The organism is Haloarcula sp. CGMCC 1.2071, from assembly GCF_037078445.1.
GTDB lineage: Archaea > Halobacteriota > Halobacteria > Halobacteriales > Haloarculaceae > Haloarcula > Haloarcula amylolytica.
In genome coordinates, this window is sequence record NZ_JAYMGY010000002.1 from 58,525 (window position 1) to 77,656 (window position 19,132).

At 66.0% G+C, this 19,132-nt stretch carries 20 protein-coding genes; 10 read left to right on the forward strand and 10 right to left on the reverse strand.

The window, feature by feature from the left end:
- Positions 1–9: 9 nt before the first annotated feature.
- Positions 10–693, reverse strand: coding sequence for a lipoyl protein ligase domain-containing protein (locus VI234_RS04225; protein WP_336329331.1), 684 nt, complete (start codon positions 691–693; stop codon positions 10–12).
- Between the two features lie 223 nt (positions 694–916).
- On the opposite strand from VI234_RS04225, the gene VI234_RS04230 reads away from it, so the two are divergent.
- Entirely contained in the window at positions 917–1,774 is an 858-nt protein-coding gene (locus tag VI234_RS04230; protein ID WP_336329332.1) for a hypothetical protein, read from the forward strand.
- A gap of 105 nt (positions 1,775–1,879) precedes the next feature.
- Here VI234_RS04230 and VI234_RS04235 read toward each other — a convergent pair whose 3' ends face one another.
- Positions 1,880–2,452: a cysteine hydrolase family protein gene (locus VI234_RS04235; RefSeq protein WP_336329333.1), complete on the reverse strand. Its 573-nt coding sequence runs from the start codon at positions 2,450–2,452 to the stop codon at positions 1,880–1,882.
- Positions 2,453–2,609: 157 nt separating this feature from the next.
- Here VI234_RS04235 and VI234_RS04240 point away from each other — a divergent pair, with 157 nt between their 5' ends.
- Both VI234_RS04240 and VI234_RS04245 read left to right on the forward strand, forming a co-directional pair.
- Positions 2,610–4,067 carry an Hvo_1808 family surface protein gene (locus tag VI234_RS04240; protein ID WP_336329334.1) on the forward strand — a complete coding sequence of 486 codons (1,458 nt, stop codon included), beginning with the start codon at positions 2,610–2,612 and terminating at the stop codon, positions 4,065–4,067.
- The gene (locus VI234_RS04245; protein WP_336329335.1) at positions 4,060–5,418 is read left to right on the forward strand and encodes an Hvo_1808 family surface protein; all 1,359 of its coding nucleotides are present in this window, start codon (positions 4,060–4,062) and stop codon (positions 5,416–5,418) included. The genes VI234_RS04240 and VI234_RS04245 overlap by 8 nt, the downstream gene beginning before the upstream one ends.
- Positions 5,419–5,446: 28 nt before the next feature.
- Here the strand turns inward: VI234_RS04245 and VI234_RS04250 are convergent, their stop codons facing one another.
- Positions 5,447–6,244, reverse strand: a complete 798-nt coding sequence (locus VI234_RS04250; RefSeq protein WP_336329336.1) for a DUF3592 domain-containing protein — start codon at positions 6,242–6,244, stop codon at positions 5,447–5,449.
- Between the two features lie 133 nt (positions 6,245–6,377).
- Between VI234_RS04250 and VI234_RS04255 the strand changes: the two genes are divergently transcribed.
- The 3 genes from VI234_RS04255 (at position 6,378) to VI234_RS04265 (ending at position 8,235) form a co-directional block, all read left to right on the forward strand.
- On the forward strand, positions 6,378–7,541 hold the full coding sequence (locus tag VI234_RS04255; protein WP_008307774.1) for a nicotinate phosphoribosyltransferase: 1,164 nt from the start codon (positions 6,378–6,380) through the stop codon (positions 7,539–7,541).
- 34 nt (positions 7,542–7,575) lie between these two features.
- The gene (locus VI234_RS04260) at positions 7,576–7,860 is read left to right on the forward strand and encodes a DUF6360 family protein (RefSeq protein WP_008307772.1); all 285 of its coding nucleotides are present in this window, start codon (positions 7,576–7,578) and stop codon (positions 7,858–7,860) included.
- A gap of 75 nt (positions 7,861–7,935) precedes the next feature.
- Complete coding sequence (locus VI234_RS04265) at positions 7,936–8,235, forward strand: CPCC family cysteine-rich protein (protein WP_008307770.1); 300 nt, start codon at positions 7,936–7,938, stop codon at positions 8,233–8,235.
- Between the two features lie 9 nt (positions 8,236–8,244).
- Here the strand turns inward: VI234_RS04265 and VI234_RS04270 are convergent, their stop codons facing one another.
- Together VI234_RS04270 and VI234_RS04275 are read right to left on the reverse strand one after the other, a co-directional pair.
- Complete coding sequence (locus VI234_RS04270; RefSeq protein ID WP_008307768.1) at positions 8,245–9,099, reverse strand: ZIP family metal transporter; 855 nt, start codon at positions 9,097–9,099, stop codon at positions 8,245–8,247.
- Between the two features lie 176 nt (positions 9,100–9,275).
- On the reverse strand, positions 9,276–10,412 hold the full coding sequence (locus VI234_RS04275) for a site-2 protease family protein (protein ID WP_008307766.1): 1,137 nt from the start codon (positions 10,410–10,412) through the stop codon (positions 9,276–9,278).
- A gap of 97 nt (positions 10,413–10,509) precedes the next feature.
- On the opposite strand from VI234_RS04275, the gene VI234_RS04280 reads away from it, so the two are divergent.
- Positions 10,510–11,256 carry an MBL fold metallo-hydrolase gene (locus tag VI234_RS04280; RefSeq protein ID WP_008307764.1) on the forward strand — a complete coding sequence of 249 codons (747 nt, stop codon included), beginning with the start codon at positions 10,510–10,512 and terminating at the stop codon, positions 11,254–11,256.
- A gap of 24 nt (positions 11,257–11,280) precedes the next feature.
- On the opposite strand, the gene VI234_RS04285 is transcribed toward VI234_RS04280, so the two are convergent.
- The 4 genes from VI234_RS04285 to VI234_RS04300 form a co-directional block, all read right to left on the reverse strand.
- The gene (locus VI234_RS04285) at positions 11,281–12,576 is read right to left on the reverse strand and encodes an NUDIX domain-containing protein (protein WP_336329337.1); all 1,296 of its coding nucleotides are present in this window, start codon (positions 12,574–12,576) and stop codon (positions 11,281–11,283) included.
- Positions 12,577–12,654: 78 nt separating this feature from the next.
- On the reverse strand, positions 12,655–13,758 hold the full coding sequence (locus tag VI234_RS04290; protein WP_336329338.1) for an aminotransferase class V-fold PLP-dependent enzyme: 1,104 nt from the start codon (positions 13,756–13,758) through the stop codon (positions 12,655–12,657).
- A gap of 216 nt (positions 13,759–13,974) precedes the next feature.
- Positions 13,975–14,592, reverse strand: coding sequence for a rod-determining factor RdfA (rdfA, locus tag VI234_RS04295; RefSeq protein ID WP_008307760.1), 618 nt, complete (start codon positions 14,590–14,592; stop codon positions 13,975–13,977).
- A 44-nt stretch (positions 14,593–14,636) separates the two neighbouring features.
- Positions 14,637–16,598: an archaea-specific SMC-related protein gene (locus tag VI234_RS04300; protein ID WP_336329339.1), complete on the reverse strand. Its 1,962-nt coding sequence runs from the start codon at positions 16,596–16,598 to the stop codon at positions 14,637–14,639.
- A 309-nt stretch (positions 16,599–16,907) separates the two neighbouring features.
- Here VI234_RS04300 and VI234_RS04305 point away from each other — a divergent pair, with 309 nt between their 5' ends.
- Genes VI234_RS04305 through crcB form a run of 3 tightly spaced genes read left to right on the forward strand, consistent with a single transcriptional unit; the run spans position 16,908 to position 18,000 of the window.
- A complete protein-coding gene (locus tag VI234_RS04305) occupies positions 16,908–17,255 on the forward strand; it encodes a hypothetical protein (RefSeq protein ID WP_008307758.1) in 348 nt (115 codons plus the stop codon).
- Positions 17,256–17,257: 2 nt separating this feature from the next.
- Positions 17,258–17,641: a fluoride efflux transporter FluC gene (locus VI234_RS04310; RefSeq protein WP_336329340.1), complete on the forward strand. Its 384-nt coding sequence runs from the start codon at positions 17,258–17,260 to the stop codon at positions 17,639–17,641.
- Positions 17,641–18,000, forward strand: coding sequence for a fluoride efflux transporter CrcB (gene crcB / locus VI234_RS04315; RefSeq protein ID WP_008307755.1), 360 nt, complete (start codon positions 17,641–17,643; stop codon positions 17,998–18,000). Before VI234_RS04310 ends, crcB begins: the two co-directional genes overlap by 1 nt.
- Before the next feature lie 14 nt (positions 18,001–18,014).
- Here the strand turns inward: crcB and VI234_RS04320 are convergent, their stop codons facing one another.
- The gene (locus VI234_RS04320) at positions 18,015–19,079 is read right to left on the reverse strand and encodes an ATP-binding protein (protein WP_336329341.1); all 1,065 of its coding nucleotides are present in this window, start codon (positions 19,077–19,079) and stop codon (positions 18,015–18,017) included.
- Positions 19,080–19,132 lie beyond the last annotated feature (53 nt).

A 19,132-nucleotide genomic window follows, 5' to 3' on the forward strand; every position in this document is an offset into this window, starting at 1 on the left:
GGCGCACCCCTAAGTCTCTCGGATAGCGCTCACCGACACGTCGCGGCCGTCAGCCAGCGACCGCTCCAGCGCCGCGATGACCCGGTCGGGGTCGTCGGTCCCCCCGGCGTTGGCGACGCTCCCGACGCTCATCGGGTCGAACGGAACGTCGAGCGCCTCGTAGATGGGAGCCAGCACCTCGGCGATAGACTCGTGGTCCCGAACGACGACGATACCGCCGACGACAGCCACGGACTGGCGGACGCGCTGGGCGAGCCCGGCAATCTTGCCGTCGGCCTGGAGCGAGTGGCTCCCCGGACAAAAGGAGGCGTCCGGTTCACCTGTCCGAGCGGGGATTCCGCAGTCGTCGAGCGCGCGCTGCACAGCGGCTTTGGCCCACTCGTAGCGGTCGTCGATGGTCCCTCGCGGGTCATCGGTCGGGACGGCGAGCGAAAACGAGACGGTCGACCCGGTGTAGGCGACGGCGCGACCCCCCACGGCGCGCTCGATGGCGGTGTACCCCCGGTCGCGAGCGGCCCGGCGCGCTCGGTCGTAGCCGTCGCTGTTCGTGTCGCGGCGGCCGAACGCGACCTGTCTGTGCGGTCGCCAGGCTCGCAGAGCTGGCTCGCGGTCTTCGGCGACCGTCTCGGCCATCTCGCGGGTCCGCTCGAAGTCGGTTTCCGGGTCGGCGGCGCGGCCCCGTAGCAGACGCATAGCGGACCGTGCGGCCCCTCGGTCTTAAAACGATCTGCCGGTCAAGCAGATACCCCTCAGCGGCGGATAGCGAACAGGCGACACACAGCTATCGCGGCGGGACGTGTCGCGCTCCCGCTGCCCCCGCCGCGGTCCTCGTCAGCGCACACGAAGCGGTGGCCCCGGCATGGGTCTTGAACCCTCGGACGACAGAGCCATACCGGTACACCACTAATCGCCGTCGATGGCCGTCACGATACTGCGGGACGTGCTCGTCCAGTATTACCGGTTTTCCCTGTACAACTCGCCGTTCGACGCCCACGACGAGGGGTGTGCCATCGACCTCTATCCCGACGGCGACCGCGCGCCGTCGCCGGTCGCCGGCGAAGTGCTCGACACGAAGACAGTGCAGGCTCCGCCGAAGGCATACGCCGCCGAGCACGACCACCTCATTCTGGTCGATACCGGCGACACCGTTGCGCGACTGCTGCACGTCGACCCCGCCGTCGAACCCGGCGAGACGGTGGCCGTCGGCGACGACCTCGGGGAGCTGGTCCGGGCGGGCTTTTTCGCGCCGTGGGTCCCGAACCACATCCACCTCGGCTTCCGAGCCCCGGACGCCAACCCCTACCGGGCGTCGGGGTCGCTGCCGGTCGACGTGGCCGTCGACGTGACGCCGCTGTCCTGGGACGGGACCGGCACTGTCGTCGACGGCGGCGAGACGTGGGTTCGACTGGACGAACCTGCACATCCGGCTCCGGGCGAGTCCTTTGTCGGCATCGCCAACGACGTCGATGGCGACGAGTCGGGCGTTCTCGACGGTGGCCTCCCCCACTACTCGGGCGGTGGATTGCTGGCCAGCGGGGGGACAGCGGCCGCCGCTATCGCCGGAACGCGTGTCGGGACGGCCGATGGCCGAACGGTCGCATGGGACGACCTGACCGTGCTGGCAAACGGCGAACCGATAACCGGCATCGCGCTGTTCTGTGGCCGCGAGCGCTTCGGCGCGAAGCTCGTCGGCGAAGGCATCGACCTCGCCGTCGGCGACGAGGTGCAGGTAACCATCGAGTGGGCCACGACCGGCGACGAGGCCTCGCTGTAACTACGATTTGTCGTACCGCTCGGGATGTGCGCGGAAGTCCAGGTCGTACTCGGGACCTTCCTTGACCTCGGCCACGTCGCCGCGAGCAGGGCCCCCAGCTATCCGTCAGGCGAAGGCGAGTTCGTCTCGGTCGGTCAGTTCGCCGAACAGCCAGTCGGCGTGGTCTAGTGCGTACTCGCGGTGGTCCTCCTCGATGTAGCCGACGGCGTCCTTGACGAGGACCGGGCGGTAGTCGCGCAGGCCGGCGCTAGAGGCGGTGTGGAGCACGCAGACGTTCGCGAGCGTGCCACAGATAGCCAGGTCCTTGATTCCGTGGGCGTCGAGCCACCCCTCCAGTTCCGTCTGGTAGAAGGCGTCGTAGGTGTGCTTGACGACGACCAGATCCTCGTCCTGCCGGTCGAGGTCCTCGACGAGTTCGGTCTCCCAGGAACCTTCGACGACGTGTTCGCCCCACCGGTCGAACTCGTCGTAGTAGTAGGTGTCCTCGAACTGATCGGGTGGATGGACGTCGCGAGTGAACACGACTTTCGCGCCGGCCTCACGGGCGCGCCCGACGAGTTCGGCGCAGGGCTCGATAGCCGCTTCGCTGTCCGGTGCGTAGAGGCTTCCATCGGGGTGACAGAAGCCGTTCTGCATATCGACGACGACCAGAGCGGTCTGTGCTGGGTCGAGTTCCATGTGCGGGTGTTGAGTTGGGTTGACTACGAAAGTTACTCCCCCGGAGCTTTCTGAAATGCGAGAACAGATGCAGACGGTCGAAACGCGGTCTCCGACCGACGAATGTTCCCGCGATTAGCGTGTGACTTTTCACTGTGGTAACCCACTCTAAAGGTAGATGCGTCGCCCTTTCGCCCTCGTCGTTCTCTGTGCCGTTGTGCTGTTACTGGCAGGCTGTCAGGCACCCAGTGCGTCGCCCGAGATGGAAACCGGTGGCGACGACCTGACTGCTAGCGAGCCCGCGACCGACTACGGGAGCAACGACTCCGCCCCGCCAGCGCCTGCGACGGACCGGCTGGGCTACGAGAACGGCTACTGGTACAACGAATCGCTGTCGGTAACAACCGAGGACGGACTGAACGAGACAGAGCGGGAAGCCGTCGTCGCCCGGACGATGGCCCGCGTCGAGCGGATTCGCGGGCTGGAGTTCGAGGAGACAGTGCCGGTCTCCGTCGTCTCGCGAGCCGAGTATCGAAACAACACGGGCGGCGGCGAAACCGGCGATTCGCTGCGTCGGTTCGACAACGCGAAGTTCGAGGCGCTGTTTTTCATCGGCGAGGACCGCGACTCCATCGCCGTCCAGAACAGCAACCGCGGGGAGAGCGTGCTTGGCTACTACAGCAGCCAGCGCGGTGAAATCGTCATCGTCAGCGATTCCGAGACGCCGACGATAAGCCGGGGGACGCTGGCCCACGAACTCGTCCACGCCCTGCAGGACCAGCACTTCGGTCTCGAAAGTGACGCGCGGACGCGGGATCAGGTGCAGGGTCGAAACGGAATGGTCGAAGGCGACGCCGTCGCCGTCACCCAGACCTACACCGACCGCTGTGGGGAGGCGTGGCGCTGTATCGACAGGCCCGCCCAGAGCGGCGGTGGCGGCGGCGACCGCCACTTCGGCATCAACTTCATGCAGTATTTCCCCTATAGCGACGGTCCCGGCCTGATCGGAGATCTCCGAGACCGCGGCGGCTGGAGTGCTGTCAACGACGCCTACGACGACTATCCCGACGGGGCCGCCGAAGTGACCTACTCCGAGCGCTACCCCGAATGGGAACCCGAGTCAGTTTCGCTTGCGGACCGGTCCAGCGACGACTGGGAGCGGGTCAGGCCCTCGACCGACCGGGACCGCCCCGATTACGCCGTCGTCGGCCCCTCTGCCATCGCCGGGTCGATGGCGTACACTATCGCCGACGACTACAACGAGTCGAGCGTCGTCCGGACGCGTGACGTCATCAACTACGAGGACGGGTCGCTGGACAGCGACGACCCGTACAACTACGACCTGCCCGCGACCGACGGCTGGGCGGGCGGCCGGATGCACGTCTACGACAACGGGGACGAGACGGCCTACGTCTGGAAAACGACCTGGGACAGCGAGGCCGACGCTCGCGAATTCGCCGACGCCTGGGAGGAGGTCATCGCCCACTGGGGCGGCACCAGAACCGCGGAGGGCCACTGGCTCATCGAGGAAGACAGTCCCTACACCGACGCTGTCGCCGTCAGAGTCGACGGGGAGACGGTCACCGTCGTGAACGCGCCGACGGCCGACGAACTCGACGAGGTCCACGATGCGTAAGGAACTGCTCATTGTGCTGGCGGTCGTCCTGGCGGGCTGTACAGTCCCGTCCTTCGGCGGCAGCGACCACCCCGAGACACCGAACGGGGGAGACGCTATCGGCTACGAGAACGGCTACTGGTACGACGACTCGGTGTCGGTGACGACTGACGACGGCTTGAACGAGACAGAACGGGAGGCCGTCGTCGCCCGGACGATGGCCCGCGTCGAGCAGGTCCGCGACCTGGAGTTCAAAGAGCCGGTTCCGGTTTCGGTCATCTCCCGGTCGGAGTACCAGAACCGGTCTGGGGGCAACGAGGGCGGCGGCAGCAGTCGTCCACAGGACCCCTGGAACGACCAGGTGTGGGAAGCGCTCCTGCTCATCGGCGAGGACTCCGGCAGCAGCGACGAAATCGACGACACGCTCTCGACGACGGTTCAGGGCTACTACTCCCCGAGTCAGGACGAAATCGTCATCGTCAGCCCGACGGAGACGCCACAGGTCGACCGGCGGACGCTCTCACACGAACTCGTTCACGCCCTGCAGGACCAGCACTTCGGGCTGAACGGCTCCGCGAAGACACAGGACACGCAACTGTCTCGGCAAGGCGTCACCGAGGGCGAGGCCAACTACGTCCGCATCCTCTACGAGCGCCGCTGTGGTGACGGCTGGGGCTGTATCGCCCTCCCGGACCGGGCCAGTGACGACGGCGGAAGCAGCGACGGAGACGACGCCAGCCAGGAACCGAGCTACAACGAGGGGCTGTTCACCGTCCTCTACCAGCCCTACGTCACCGGGCCGCGGTTCGTCGACCAGGTGCGCTCTGACGGCGGCTGGGACGCCGTCGACGCCCTTCACGACGACTTCCCCGATAGCACCGAGCAGGTGCTCCACCCGGAGAAATATCCCGACGAGAAGCCCGTGAACGTCAGCGTCGCGGACCGCTCGAACGAGGAGTGGAGCCGCTTCGACCACGACCCGGTCGGCGACACGGTCGGGGAGACCTCGATCTACGCGATGATGTACCACAACGGCCAGACGGAGGGCGACCGCTACAGCTACGAGAGCGAGATATCGGCGGGCTGGGGCGGCGACCTCGTCGTACCGTATCGCAACGGCTCCGGCGGCTACGGCTACGTCTGGGAGACCCGCTGGGACACCGAGGAGGACGCCAGCGAGTTCGCACAGGCGTATCGAGCGGCGCTGACCGAGGAACACGACGCCAGCCAGCCCCGAAGCAACGTCTACGTCGTCCCGGCGGACGACCAGTTTAACGACGCCTTCCGCGTCGTCCGGTCCAGCAAGACCGTCCGCATCGTCAACGGGCCGACGGTGAGCGACCTCGACGAGATTCACCAGCCAGCAGGCTGAATGCGGCGCGTCAGCGGGCGAGCGCCGGCTAACCGAGCGTGCGACGGTACGCGAAGCGGCCGAATCCGATGACGGTGACGAGAGCTGTCGCGTACGCAGTCAGGTCGTACGGTGGCCGCGAGACAGCGAGATAGACGGCGACCGTCCCGAGCGAAGCGAGGCCACAGACGGCCCAGAGGGCGACGGCCCAGCGGCCGCTGGTTGGTGCGTCTGTGTCCCCCGTGGCGTCCTTGCTCCCGCCGTCCGCGGTGTCTCGGTCGAGAATCCGCGTGGGGTCGTCCGGAACGTCACCACCGGTATCGGACTGTGAAAACGGGTCGCGCTCGTCCCGGTTCAGCGGAATCCGTGAGAGGACGAACCGTAGCCACCGCGTTCGCGGCGTCAATGTGTCGCCGAGCAGCAGGAGGCCGAACGCGATCAGGACGCCAGCGGGAAAGAAGTCAAAGCGCTGAACGAGGTAGGCGTCACCGGGACTGTCCGGGTTGTAGTAGACGGGTACCGACGCCCCCGTATCGTAGTTCGACAGCACCTGCACGGCGCGGTCCCGCCGGTTCGTGTCGATGTCGGACCCGAAAGCGATGTCGCGACCCGTGTAGGCCTGGCCGTCGACGCGATAGGTGTAGGTCACGTTCGGCCGGTAGTGCTGATTGCCACCCAGCGTCGGTCGTCCGATCTCGGTGTACGTGTCCATCTCGCTAGCCTCGACCGTGCCTGTCGTCGTGGCATAGCCAGTCGCGGTCCGGTACTGAGAACCGCCGAGGATGGTCCCGGTCGCAAGCAGCGCGAGCGCTAACAGGAGGGCGACGGAGCGGCGAGGACTGAGCACGCCCGGTGGATACCTGCGGTACCGCAGAAAGCGTTACGAGTGCGAATCCTCGGAAGACCGCGACGTGCTGAAAACGGCATCTCGCGACCGCCAATCGGACCGCTTTTTCAGGCCCCCGGTCCTAGACCACCCAATGACCGAGGAGTTCGACGTCGTCTCGCCAGAGGCGATTCGCGAGGGGCGGGCGACCGACGCCTACTTCGACCGGACGATGGAGGCGCTGGAACACGCGGGAAAGAACCCGGACGTGGTCACCGAGGTGACGGCGAACCAGTTCGCGACGGGGCAGTGGAAGCTATTGGCGGGGCTGAAAGACGCCGCCGCGTTGCTGGAGGGGCGACCCGTCGACGTGGACGCGCTCCCCGAGGGCCAACTGTTCGACGGCGGCCCGGTGATGCGAATCGAGGGGCCGTACCGGGAGTTCTGTCGCCTGGAGACGGCGCTGCTTGGCTTTCTCTCGCATCCGACTGGCGTCGCGACGCGGGCGCTAGAAGCCCGGTACGCCGCACCGGAGTCGACGGTTCTCTCCTTTGGCTCGCGGCACGTCCACCCATCGATAGGCGCGATGGTCGAGCGGTCGGCGCTGCTGGGCGGCCTCGACGGCATCTCGAACGTCGCCGCGGGAGAAATCATCGGCCGGGACGCTGGCGGGACGATGCCCCACGCGCTGATGATTTGCTTCGGCCGCGGGAATCAGGAGGACGCGTGGCAAGCGTTCGACGCCGCTGTTCCTGAAGAGACGCCACGCATCGCGCTGACGGACACCTACAGCGACGAGACCGACGAAGCCCTCCGCGCAGCGGAAGCCGTCGACGACCTCGCGGGCGTCCGACTGGATACCACCGGGTCGCGCCGCGGGGACTTCCGCCACATCGTCCGAGAGGTGCGCTGGACGCTGGACGCCTACGGCCACGAGGACGTGAACCTGTTCCTCTCGGGCGGTATCACTCCGGCAACCATGCGAGAGCTTCGGGACGTGGCCGACGGCTTCGGCGTCGGGAGCTACGTCGCCAACGCCGATCCGCTGGACTTCGCGCTGGACATCGTCGAACTGGACGGCGAGCCGGCGGCCAAGCGGGGGAAGCTCACGGGCAGAAAGTCCGTGTACCGCACCGCCGACGGCGGCCACCACATCGGTCTGGCCGACCGCGACGGGCCAGCGGACGCCGAGTCGCTACTGGAACCACTGATTCGTGACGGGGAAGTCGTCAGGGAGTTCGACCTCGACGGGGCCATCGACCGCGCGGCTGCGGACGCCGAACGGGTCGGCTATGAGGGCGTGACCGCGGCCGAGTAACGGGCGTTAAGTCTCGGGCCTGCAAATACGGGGTATGGTCGACCGTATCATGAAGGTCAACGCGTACACGACCTTCGACCTGCTCGACGGTGAGGTAGAGGGCCACGGCTTCGAGGAGGAGGCCCTGGCCGTGCTGAACGTGACCGCGCCGCGGAAGAACCCGGACCACGTCGAACTCCAGTTAGAGATGGACAACACCGACCTCGACGCGGTGAAACCACATGCGGACTCGGTGACGCTGTCGGCGGCCCAGGCCCGCGAACTGGCAACCGAACTGGAGGAATACGCAGGGAAGGTCGAAGACGCACAGTCGGAGTAGTCTGTCACTCTCAGTTACATTCAGTCGTTACGACGGTTCGGTAATTCTATGGTGTGAAAACACATACCACGAGATATGTCAACCGAGACGCCCGGTAATCCAGCCGCACGGGAGCTGGGCTACTGCCCGTGCTGTGGCTACCAGACACTCCCCGAGGGGCGGCCCGGGTCGTACGAGATGTGTCCGGTGTGTCACTGGCTCGACGACCCAATCCAGTTCGGCGACGCGGAGTTCGTCAGCGATACGAACCATGTGTCGCTGACGGAAGCGCGCGAGAACTTCAGCGAACACGGGGCGTGTTCCCCCGACGAGGCCGGGGACTGCGAGGAGCCGACGGGCCTCGACCGCGACCCGAACTGGCCCTACGAGGGGTAGTGCCCGAACTCAGGCCGCGAGCGCGATATCCAGATACAGCATGACGATGACGCCGGCCATCAGGCCGAGCGTCGCGACGCGTTCGTAGCCGCGCTGGTGCGTCTCGGGGATTATCTCGTCGGAAATCACGAACAGCATCGCGCCCGCCGCAAACCCCATCGCGTAGGGCAGGAGCGGCTCGACGGTCACGACGGCGACAGCGCCGAGCACCGCGAGCGGGATTTCCACGACGCCGGAACGAATCCCGGTGAAGACGGCGTAGAGTCGCCGGTCCAGACCCGCGTTGATTGCCGCGACGGAGACGGCCAGCCCCTCGGGGATGTTCTGGATGCCGATGGCGAGCATCAGCGAAATCGCGCCCCCGATCCGGAGCGGGTCGCCGGCGGCCGCGCCGAAGCCGACACCGACGGCCAGCCCTTCAGGAACGTTGTGCAGCGTGATCGCGAGGATGAACAGGATGACGCCCGTCAGTTTCGACTCGTCGACCGAGAGGTCCTGACTGGGGTTGGCCGCGTCCGACCGGCGGCTCCCGGTCAGGAGGTAGTGGGCGTGCGGGACGAGGCCGTCCGCCCGGTCGAGGAACAGCGCGCCGAGCGCGACGCCGACGAGCGTCGGAATCGGATTTCCGGCCGAGTACTCCTCGATACCGGGGATGATGAGGCTCGTGAACGCGGCGGCCAGCATCACGCCGGCGGCGAAGCCCAGCGCCGTGTCCAGCGCCCGCTCCGAGGGGTCACGCCAGACCAGCACGAGCGACGCGCCGAAGAGGTTCATCGTCGCGATGATGACCCCGCCGACGAGGCCGTTTATCAGCGGGTCGGTGCCGACGAGGTCGACGAACAGGTCGACGAACCCGGATTGCATTGTCGAGTAGTGGACGTCGCCCCCTCTTGGATGTACCGGCAGTCGGGAGGGGGCGTCTCAGGTTCTGGTGTCGTCCCCGTACAGATCGGAAAACCCCGGCTCGCTCAGGTTGTCCAGCCGGCTTCAGGTAGCGCCTTCTACTGGTAGGGACCATATTCGAGCGAGTAAACGCTGTGTTAGAACGGTTCCGGCGACCCGACGAGCCGCTGCATCTCCATCGCGCTGGAGAAGTCCTCGCGGGAGACCACACGGGTCCCCTCGGGGCCGTCGACGAAGGCGGCGGTGGCTCTGGCGGTGTCGAGTTGGACGAGCGCGTCGAAAGCGGCCGTCTCCGAGGCAAAGCGCGGCAGGTCGGTCTCCATCAGGTCGGCGACGGTGTCGGCCTCACGTTCGGCCTTCGAGAGTTCCCTGAAATCGCCGACGGTGACGACGCCGACCACGTCGCCGCCGCGCGTGACAGCGAACTCCGTCCGCCGGTCGGCGAACATCCGGTCGACGAGGTCCTCGACGCTGGCGCTGGCCTCGATAGTCGCGTCGAGCGGGCTGGCCACGTCGTCGACGGTCAGCCCTTCCAGCAGGGCGGCCAGGGCAACCGTGCGGGATTCACTCGACGCAGCACCGTAGACGAACAGTGCGAGCAGCAACAGCAGCGGGCTGAACGAGAGGACGCCGACGACGGCGAACAGCACGGCGAACCCGGTCCCGATTCGAGCGGCGATGCGGGTCGCCGTCGCGTAGGGCCGCTTCCGCGCGAGCAGCGCCCGGAGGACGCGGCCGCCGTCCATCGGGAACGCCGGCAGCATGTTGAACACGGCGAGGAAGAGATTGGTGACGGCCAGCCAGCCAACGACGAACAGTGTCACCTGCGCGCCCGCCGGCAGGGCGAACAGCGCGGCGTAGCAGGCGAGCCCGGTCAGAATACTCACGGCTGGGCCGGCCAGCGCGATGACGAGTTCCCGGTTCCACTCCTTGGGCATGGATTCGAGGCTGGCGAGGCCGCCGAGAATCCAGAGCGTGATCGACTCTACCCGGAGCCCGTAGCGCATCGCCGCCCAGGCGTGGCCCAGTTCGTGCAGTGCGACGCTGGCGAACAGACCCACCGCCGCGGCGGTGCCGATGAGCCACGGCGTCTGGCCCGCGGTCAGCACCGTGAGGTCGAGCGTCACGCCGGAGAGAGCGCTCACGATGCCGGCGTACACCGATATCTGAGCCCCGCTACCGATAATCCAGGCCAGCACCGGCAGGAAAATCAACAGCGAGACGTTGACTCGTATCGGAATCCCCCAGACCGTCGTGATGTGGAAGTTTCGCACGGGAAGCCAAACGAACAGTGGCCGGGTATAACTTCTGACTAGGGATGACGCCGACGAGTAGCGGCCTTATTCAGGGTGTAGCGTGTACGGACACCTAATGACAGTTCGACACGACGGGCTGACCGTCGACTGGCTGGGGTACGCGACGCTCCGGTTCGCCAGCGACGACACGGTGGTGTACGTCGACCCCGGCCGGTACGGCGTGCTCACCGGCGAGTGGGAGCCCCACACGGACGGTATCGGCCATCCGCCCAGCAGCGACTATCGGCCGGAGGACGGCGACGTGGTGTGTGTGACCCACGTCCACCACTACGACCCGGACGGCATCGAGCGCGTCGCAAGCGAGGACGCGACAGTCGTCGCCTACGAGGGCATCGACGAGCGCGTCGGCGACCGGGACCTCCCGCCGCTGTCCTCGCTCCCCTACGACGTGGTCGAGGTCGGGATGAAATCACAAACGACGGTCAAGGATGTGCCCATCTGGTCGACGCCGGCGTATAACGAACCGGACGGCCCGCACACGCTCCCCGACGGAACGCCCTATCATCCGGAGGGTTTCGGCTGTGGCTTCATGGTCGCCGTCGAGGGGACCAGGGCGTTCTATCCGGGTGATTCGGACGTACTGCCGGGGCATCGGACCCTTGAGGTGTCGCTGCTGTGTCCGCCCATCGGCCCGCGGGCGACGATGGACCGCCACGAGGCCGCCGCCCTCGCGGCGACTATCGACCCGGACCTCGTGATGCCGGTCCACTACAACACCTTCTCGAACCTCGAAGCCGACTCCAGAGAGTTCGCCGCCGACGTGGCCGAGGCCGGCGTCCCGGTCGTACTGGACGAGCAGTGAGCGAGTGCCCGCACATCTCGAATCTTACCCGCGTTCGGCCCACTCGCTCCGATCCCGATGGGCGTCGGCGACCTCCTCGATTTCGTCCGGCCCGAGCACGCCGCGCTCGGTGACGACCGTCACCGCCGACGCCGGTGTCACATCGAAGGTAGGATTCGACACTGAGATATCGGCGTCACCGTCGTACACCTCCCAGGAGTCGCGTTCCTCCCTGTCCCACGCAGCGCGCGGCGCGAACTTGTCCGTCGCACACACGGCGTAGCAGTCCACGTCCGCGGCGGCCGCTGACAGCGCCGCGGGACGGGTACCAACTTTGTTGACCACGCGGCCATCCGGAAGGACGCGGTCGGCCCCGACGATGAGCGTGTCGGCGTTCCACGCATCCAGTTCGTGACCGAACGCCGCGTCAGTAGTCAGCGTCACCGCGGCGCTGTCGGCGAACGTCTCCGCGACGCCGACGCCTTCACCCCCGGGCCGTGACTCGGCGACGAGCACGGCCTCTGGGGCAGCGGCGTCGACCACTGCACGGACTGTCCCAGAGCGAGACAGCGTCGCGAGGCGGTCACCGACGTGCTTGGCGGCGACGGCGGCGGCGACGCGGTCGGCGGTCACCGCGTGATTCAGCGTTTCGGTCGCCGCCCGCTCGACAGCCGCCGGGGACTTGTCGGTGACGGTAGCCATCGCTCGGTCGAGACGGTTCGCAACGACGACCATCGAGGGACGCGCCGCACGTATTTCGGCGGCAAGGGCGGCGAGCGCGTCCCAGCCGTCGCCGTCCCGTTCGGCCGTCTCAATGTCGTCGCTCCGTCCGGCGTCAGCCAGGGCGGCCTCGTCGCGCAGCACCTCCAGCGCCCGGAGCGACAGCCACGCCGAGCCGTGGGTCCGGTCCTCGCGTACTGTCGCCACTCGCGGGCGAACGCGGTCCCAGGAGGTCCACAGCCGCGGGACCGTCTCGCGGACCAGTATCTCGGGCGGGTGGACCCACGCAGTCTCGGTCGTCTCCTCGTTAGTCGCGACTGTGCGGGCCGCACAGTCGAACAGGAACGGATGAACGACCCATCGAACGCCCCGGTCGTCGTCAGCGACCCGAAACGGGTCGCCCTGACGGACGAGCGTAACCGCGTCAGCCAGCCCGGTCTCCTCGTCGATTTCGGCCCGCGCGGCCGTCTCCGTGTCCCGGTCCCGGCCAGCGTCGTCGGCGACGTGTCCCGCGACCCCGCTCCACTGGCCCTGATACGAGCCGACTGCATCGCTCCGGCGCAACAGCAACACCTCGCCCTCGCTGCGCAGGAAGCACGTCACGACGGGGCGTGTCTCCATGCGAGGAGAGACGGCTGGCCGGGGCAAGAAAGTCCGGGCCAGTGGGGGCCACAGTCAGGCAGAGACGCGTTGAGAGAACTACAGCGCGTCGAGCAAGCGGTCGATGTCGTCAGCCGTGTTGAACGCGTGGACCGACGCCCGGAGCGCTTCGGGGTGGGAGAGCGACCTGATAATGACACCCTCCGCCGCGAGTCGCTCGACGGTCGCCTCGGGGTCGTCGGCAGTGAACGTCACGAGTCCCGACTCGTAGTCGCGGGGGCTCAGCAGTCGGTCGTCGAGGCCGTCCTTAAGCCGGTCAGTCAGGCGTTCGACACGGGGCTGGATCGTATCGAATCCAACCCCCTCGACCGTCTCGATAGCGTTCGCGAGCGCAACGTACGGGACCGGCGAGGTGGTGCCGACCTCGAACCGGCGCGCACCCTCGTAGTATTCATATCCGGCCCCAGTGGGATTCTCGACGCTCCGGTAGCCGATGCGAGTCTGGCGCAACCGGCTGTACGCGTCCGGGTCGACGTAGAGGAACCCGCCGCCCCAGATACCAAGCAGCCACTTGTGCCCCGCCGCGGCCACGAAATCCGCGCCCCATTCGGTCACGTCGACGGGGTGTTGCCCGACGGACTGGACGGCGTCGACGAGTACCTGCGCGCCGGCGTCGTGGGCCACGTCGACGACATCCGCGACCGGAAGTCTGGTCCCGTGCGTCCAGGTGAGCGAACTCAGCGCCACCAGTCTGGCGTCGGCCACGGCGTCTTTCACGTCTGCCATGTCGAGCCGACCACCCTCGGTTTCCAGTACGCGGACCTCGATATCGTGGGTGTCGGCCAGCCGGTCCCACGGGAGCGTTCCGGCGGGGTGTTCGAGGTCGGTCCGGACAACCACGTCGCCGGGCTGCCAGTCGATAGCCCCCGCAATCATGTTGACCCCATCGGCGGTACTGCGAGTCAACGCGACGTTGGCGGCGTCAGTTCCGATGTGCCCGGCGACGACTTCGCGGGCCGCCGCGATAGCGTCCCACGCAACCGTGTAAGGGCCGTCGCCGGCAGGTGCATCGAAGGCGTGGCGTTCGAGAAACGCCGTCGCAGCGTCGACTACAGGGCGCGGCGTCGGCCCGCTTGCCCCCGTGTTGAAGTACGTACACCGTTCGAGTGCCGGAATCGACGCTCGGAGCTCGGCTGGGTCCATGTCCGTTTCGATGGCCCCCGACGCCTTCAGCCCTGTGTGAGCCAGCAGCCGGTTGCGCCAGCCGATGTCCGGGACAGCAGGACAGTTCTGTTTCTGCGGGCGTCCGAATCGGTGAGGTGTTTTATTTTGTTGCGTTCCACAACCTCAGTCGGTTGTTTCAGTATTTTCTGATCGTTGTCGCTCTCCCGAACAGTAGATGGAATCTGGAGGAGCGACTCAGTCCTGTTGACACTCACAGCCGCCCTGCTCGAAGAACTCCGCGACGGCGTACTGGCTGCCACATGACTGGCACAGCACCTGCGCGTCCAGAAACACCTCGAAGTCCTCGATGTCGATGCGGCCCGTGTCGCGCAGTTTCTCGATGCGCTGGTCGGTGACCGACAGCGTTCGGGTCAGTAGCCGCTGAATGCTCTCGAGATCCTTTTCGATCTTCTCGTCGTCGGACAGCCCCTGGTACTCCGCGCCGCGCCACTCCTTCAGATACGACCGGATAGCCTGGTAGGTGATGAAATCGGTTTCGAGACCATCGACGTCGACGCCGTTGCGTTCGAGTCGGTTGACCGTGTCAGTCCGAACGCCCGTGCTGATGTCGTCACCGGTGAGGTTCTCGTAGGTCGATTCCACGTCGCTTTCGAGGGCACTCAGGCCCGCATCGACCAGCTCGCGTTCGAGGAGGCGCTTGTTGAAAAACTCCGCGAGGTCACGGAGGCTCATGCGCTCTTCACCGTCGCCCGTCCAGCGGGCCTCCATCTCCGCACCGAGTCCATCGAGTTCGTACTCGTCGATGAGCCGAGCGACTTTGCTCGACGGCCGGCCGTCTGTCGTATTCGCCATCTGTTGTTCCCACGTACGGTAACCGGAAGTAAAAGACTACGGGGTTAGATCGAGGTGATGCGGTTGAAGTCGTCGTCGAGCGCCTGAGCGTCCTCCGGCAGGAGGGCGACGACGAGATGCTCGGCGTAGTCGGCGAAGTACTCGACGAGTTCGGCGATGCGCGCGGAGTCGATGGCCTCCAGCGAGTCCAGCAGCATGAACGGAACGCTCTCGTGGAGGTCGTGCACCAGATAGCCCGCGAGAGCGAAGATGAGCCCGGTCACTTCGCGCTCGCTCTCGCTGAGGTGCTCGATGGTGTCCTCGTAAGCCGCGCCGTTCTCGGTGGTCCGGACGATGTGGAGCTCGAACACCGTTCGGTCGACCTTCTGACGTCCCTCACGGACGGTCTGCTCGACGCGTTCGATCCAGATGCGTTCGAGGTTCTCGTACTCCAGAATGCCGAGGATAGCGTCCATGTGCTCGTTGAACTCGTCGACGGCGTTGGCCTCGATCTGGTCGATTTTCGTCCGCTTGTCGGTGAGTTCCTCGATGAGGGCATCGCGCTCCTCGCGGAGGTCGTCGGCCCGTTTGACCATCTCCTCTATCTCCTCGATCTCGGCCGACACGTCGTCGAGGTCGGACTCCAGGCTATCGATCTCGAACTCGAGCTGGTTCGCCTCCCGGTGCAGCGAGAGGATCTCGTCGAAGTCCTCGGATTCGAGGTTGTCGACCTCGTCTTCCAGCGACTCGACGTCGTCAGTCAGTTCCTCGCGCCGCTCCTTCAGGGAGGTGATCTGCTCTTCGCGGCGTTCGATCTCCGTTTCGGTCTCCTGTATCTTCCGCTCGACGTTCTCGCGACGGCGCTGCTTCTTTTCCGCCTCGCGCTGGTCGGTCTTGAGATCGTCGAGTTCCGACTTGATGTCGTTGAGGTCCTCGACCTTCCCCCGGCGGAGGTCCTGCAGGCGGTCGACGGTGTCTTCGATCTGCTCGCGGTCGACCGTCGAGCCACACGTCCAGCAGACGACGGATTCCTCGTCCTCGCCTTCGAGGAGTTGCTCCGTCACCGCGCCGTCGGAGCCTTCGGGCGCGTCTTCGAGTGACTGGATGACGTCGTAGTCTTCCTCTTCGAGCCGTTCCTCGTTGTACTGGATGAGGCTCTGGAGGTCGGAGATCTCGCTGTTCAGCCGCTGGCGCTGGTCGCGCAGGCTTGCGATCTCGTCTTCGAGGTGCTGCTGGTCGCCCATCGGCGTCTCCGGCAGTTCGTCCAGTTCGTCTTCGAGGTCAGATCGTTCACGTTTCAGCGAGGAGATGCTCTCCTCCTGTGCCTCGATGTCCCGCCGGACGGATTCGAGATCCGACCGTGTCGAACGGAGTTCGTCGAGTTTCTCTTCGAGGACATCCTGTTCCTGACGGCTCTCCTCGATATCTCGGCTGCTGTTGTCGATCTCTTCTTCCCGCTCGGCCAGTTCCTCGCGTTTCTCCTCGATCTGCTCGCGGAGTTCGGTCCGGCGCTGTTCGAGGTCCGGAAGGTCGCGCTGGCGAGATTCAACCGTGGCGAGCTCGTCGTTGATGTCGCCCTTCTCCGCTTCCAGCTGTTCGACCTCCGAACGGATCGCGTCGATGTCGACCGGCCGCATGATGATCTCGCGGAGGTCGTCGCCCCGAGCCACGGACCGGCGCGCCTCGTTGGTTTCGAGGAGGAACGCGAACAAGTCAGCGACCTCGGGGTCGTCGAGGTATCCGTCGCCGTCGAACTGGACAGCGTCCCCCGCCCGCGTGAGCGTCCGTTCGCACACCTCATCCCCATACGTGAGGGCAACGCTCCCCTCGTCAGCGTCGCCTTTCAGCGTGGCCTGCGTACTCCCCATTGCCGCCATAATAGACTGCAGAAACGACGTCCGGTTTGTGGCGTTCTTTCCCGTCAGCACCGTCACGCCCGGTGGAATCTCGACTGACGTCTCGTCGATCCCACCGATATTGGTGACATCGAAATGGGCGACACTAGATCCTTGCTTTGATTCTGGCATTGGTCTGCTGTAGTCGGAGCGGATATAAAAATAATTTCATTGCCGAAAACCAAATTACACACTTGGCGTCCCGAGTGCGGGCGGACACGCCAGACTCGACGGTGATGATACACGGCAGACAGCGCACAGACTGACAGCCGATTCCGGAATAACACCTGTACCAATATTATTCCGATACGGAGGGATTGGCGACAGGGAGAGAGGGTAGATCGCTCTGATACTGGCGTTTTATTGTGGATAGCAATCTCAACCGCTTGTGGACCTCGTTAGATGCCAACCTATAAGTCGGCGTGATCGGAAGCAGGTCGTATGACCCGTTACGAAACGCTGCTCGAGGTCGAACTGGACGAGTGGGACAGTGGGTACGGTGTCTTGCAGATCGTCGATCCGGATGACAGCGACACCGCCGAGTTACGGTTCTGCTACTTCAACGAAAACGGCAAGTTCACGAACCGGCCGCTAACGCTACGACCCGACGAAGAGACACTCGACCGGACGACGCGGATGGTGGAGAACCTCGGCTACGTCGCCCGGACGTTCGACCCGGCAGAGATCCGTGAACTCGTCGACGCGCTCGGCGAAGAACGGGTTATCGAACTCGCACAGCTCGTCGACACGCTCGGTGAAGCGCGGCTAGCGGAGATACTCGGGGAGTGAGGATGGCAGACACCCACCCACTGGTAACGGTCGAAACCATCGTCCTCGTGGGGCTGGGGGGGTTCGCCGGCTCGAACCTCCGGTACTTCGTCGGCCTCTTTGTTCCGGGGTTGCAGGGGACGCTGCTGGTCAACCTCCTCGGCAGTTTCGCGCTCGGCGTGCTCGTGTACGAAGGGCTGCAGGTCGGTGCGTTGGCCAGCGAGACGAAGCTGGCCGCGTCGACCGGCTTCATCTCGTCGTTTACCACCTACAGCACGTTCGCGGTTGAGACGGTGTTAACGCCCGAGTGGGCCGTCGCGAACATCGTCGGCAGCTACGCTCTGGGGTTTGCCGGTGTCCTTGTCGGTCGTGAAGCCGTCCGACTATTCGCCGGTGGTGAGCGCTGATGGTCGCTATCGAGCCCGCGCATCTTGTCGGCACCGGCGGCGCTATCGGGGCACTCTGTCGCCACTATCTGGCGGGGGCTGTCCAGCGAGAGACGCTCCCGCTCGGGACGCTCACGGTGAACGTTATCGGGAGCTTCGTCCTCGGACTGCTGACGTTCGCCAGTGTGACCGGGGACGCGGCACTGCTGGTCGGTGTCGGCGCATGTGGCTCGTTCACGACGTTTTCCTCGTTTTCCGTCGGGACGGTGCGGCTATGGGAGGACGGCTATGTAGCGCTGGCCGTACTCAACGCCGTCGGCAATCTCGTCGGTGCGCTGGCCGCAATCGGGCTGGCCTGGGGCATCGTGCAGATCGTGTGAATCCCGCCGGCCCCTCAGGTTTCAGAACTCCCTGCGAGAGCTTCGTACTCCCTGTCTGCTGTGAGATCGTTGGCTCTCGGCGTCTCGCCGCCGTGGGGCGTCCGCCGCTCGCGGACCGTTACATGATGAACAGATTCAGTGCCGTCATCGACAACGAGCGCGTCACCAGTCGTCTCGGGGAGCCGGGCCGCGAAATCGCCGTCGAGATACGTCGGCTGGGCCGCCCGGAGCGCGTCGATATCAGCCCCGCTCGTCAGTCGGTGGGCGACGAGCAGGTCGGTCTGCGAGACGGTCGTCGCCGGCACGGCGCTGGGTCGCTGTGTCGCCAGCACACAACTCACCCCGGGTTGGCGGCCCCGAGTGACGAGTCGGTGGAGCGGACGCCGGGCGACGCCGTCGGTGAACGCGTGCGCTTCGTCGACCAGCAGCCACGGCAGCCGGCTCGTCTGTTCGGCCATCCGAGCGTCATACAGTGTGGTCGCAACCGTAGCGAGCACTGCGCTGGCTGGCCGCGAATCGAGTCCCGAAACGTCGAGCACGGTCAGGCCGTCGCTGCACAGCGCCCCCGTTTCGATACCCGCAGCATCGAAGATATCCCATGACGCAGCGAGCGCAAGATGGTTTGCCGCTGCGCGGCCGGTGCTCGCCGCCGCATCTGAATCAGCCACCCACGAGCGCATCCCCTCGAGGGTCGAACGCTCGCTCGCCGCTCGCCACACGAGCGCTCCCGCGCCCCGTTCCGGGTCGAGGCCGAGCACCGCACACCATTGGCGCGGGTCGAGCGCGTCCGCGCGAACGCTGGGGTCGACCACCGTGACAGACACGTCCGCGGCGCTAAGTGACGTGAACGCCCCCATCGGGTCGACGACGACCGGCGAGACCCCCTCGGCAGCCAGCAGGCCCTCGGCGAGGACGCCGAGCGTGTACGTCTTCCCCGACCCTCGCTTGCCGACGACGAGACCGACGTGTGGCCGGTCGACATCGAGGTCGACCGCAGCGCCGCGGCTCCCGTCGCGGGCCCGATAGTGACCCAGCCGCGCCGTCGCCCCCGTCGCCTCCTCGCGTCCGATAACGACCATGCCGGCGGTTGCTCCGCTCTGATATTTGAACGTTCGTCCGGGGATTCAAGTAC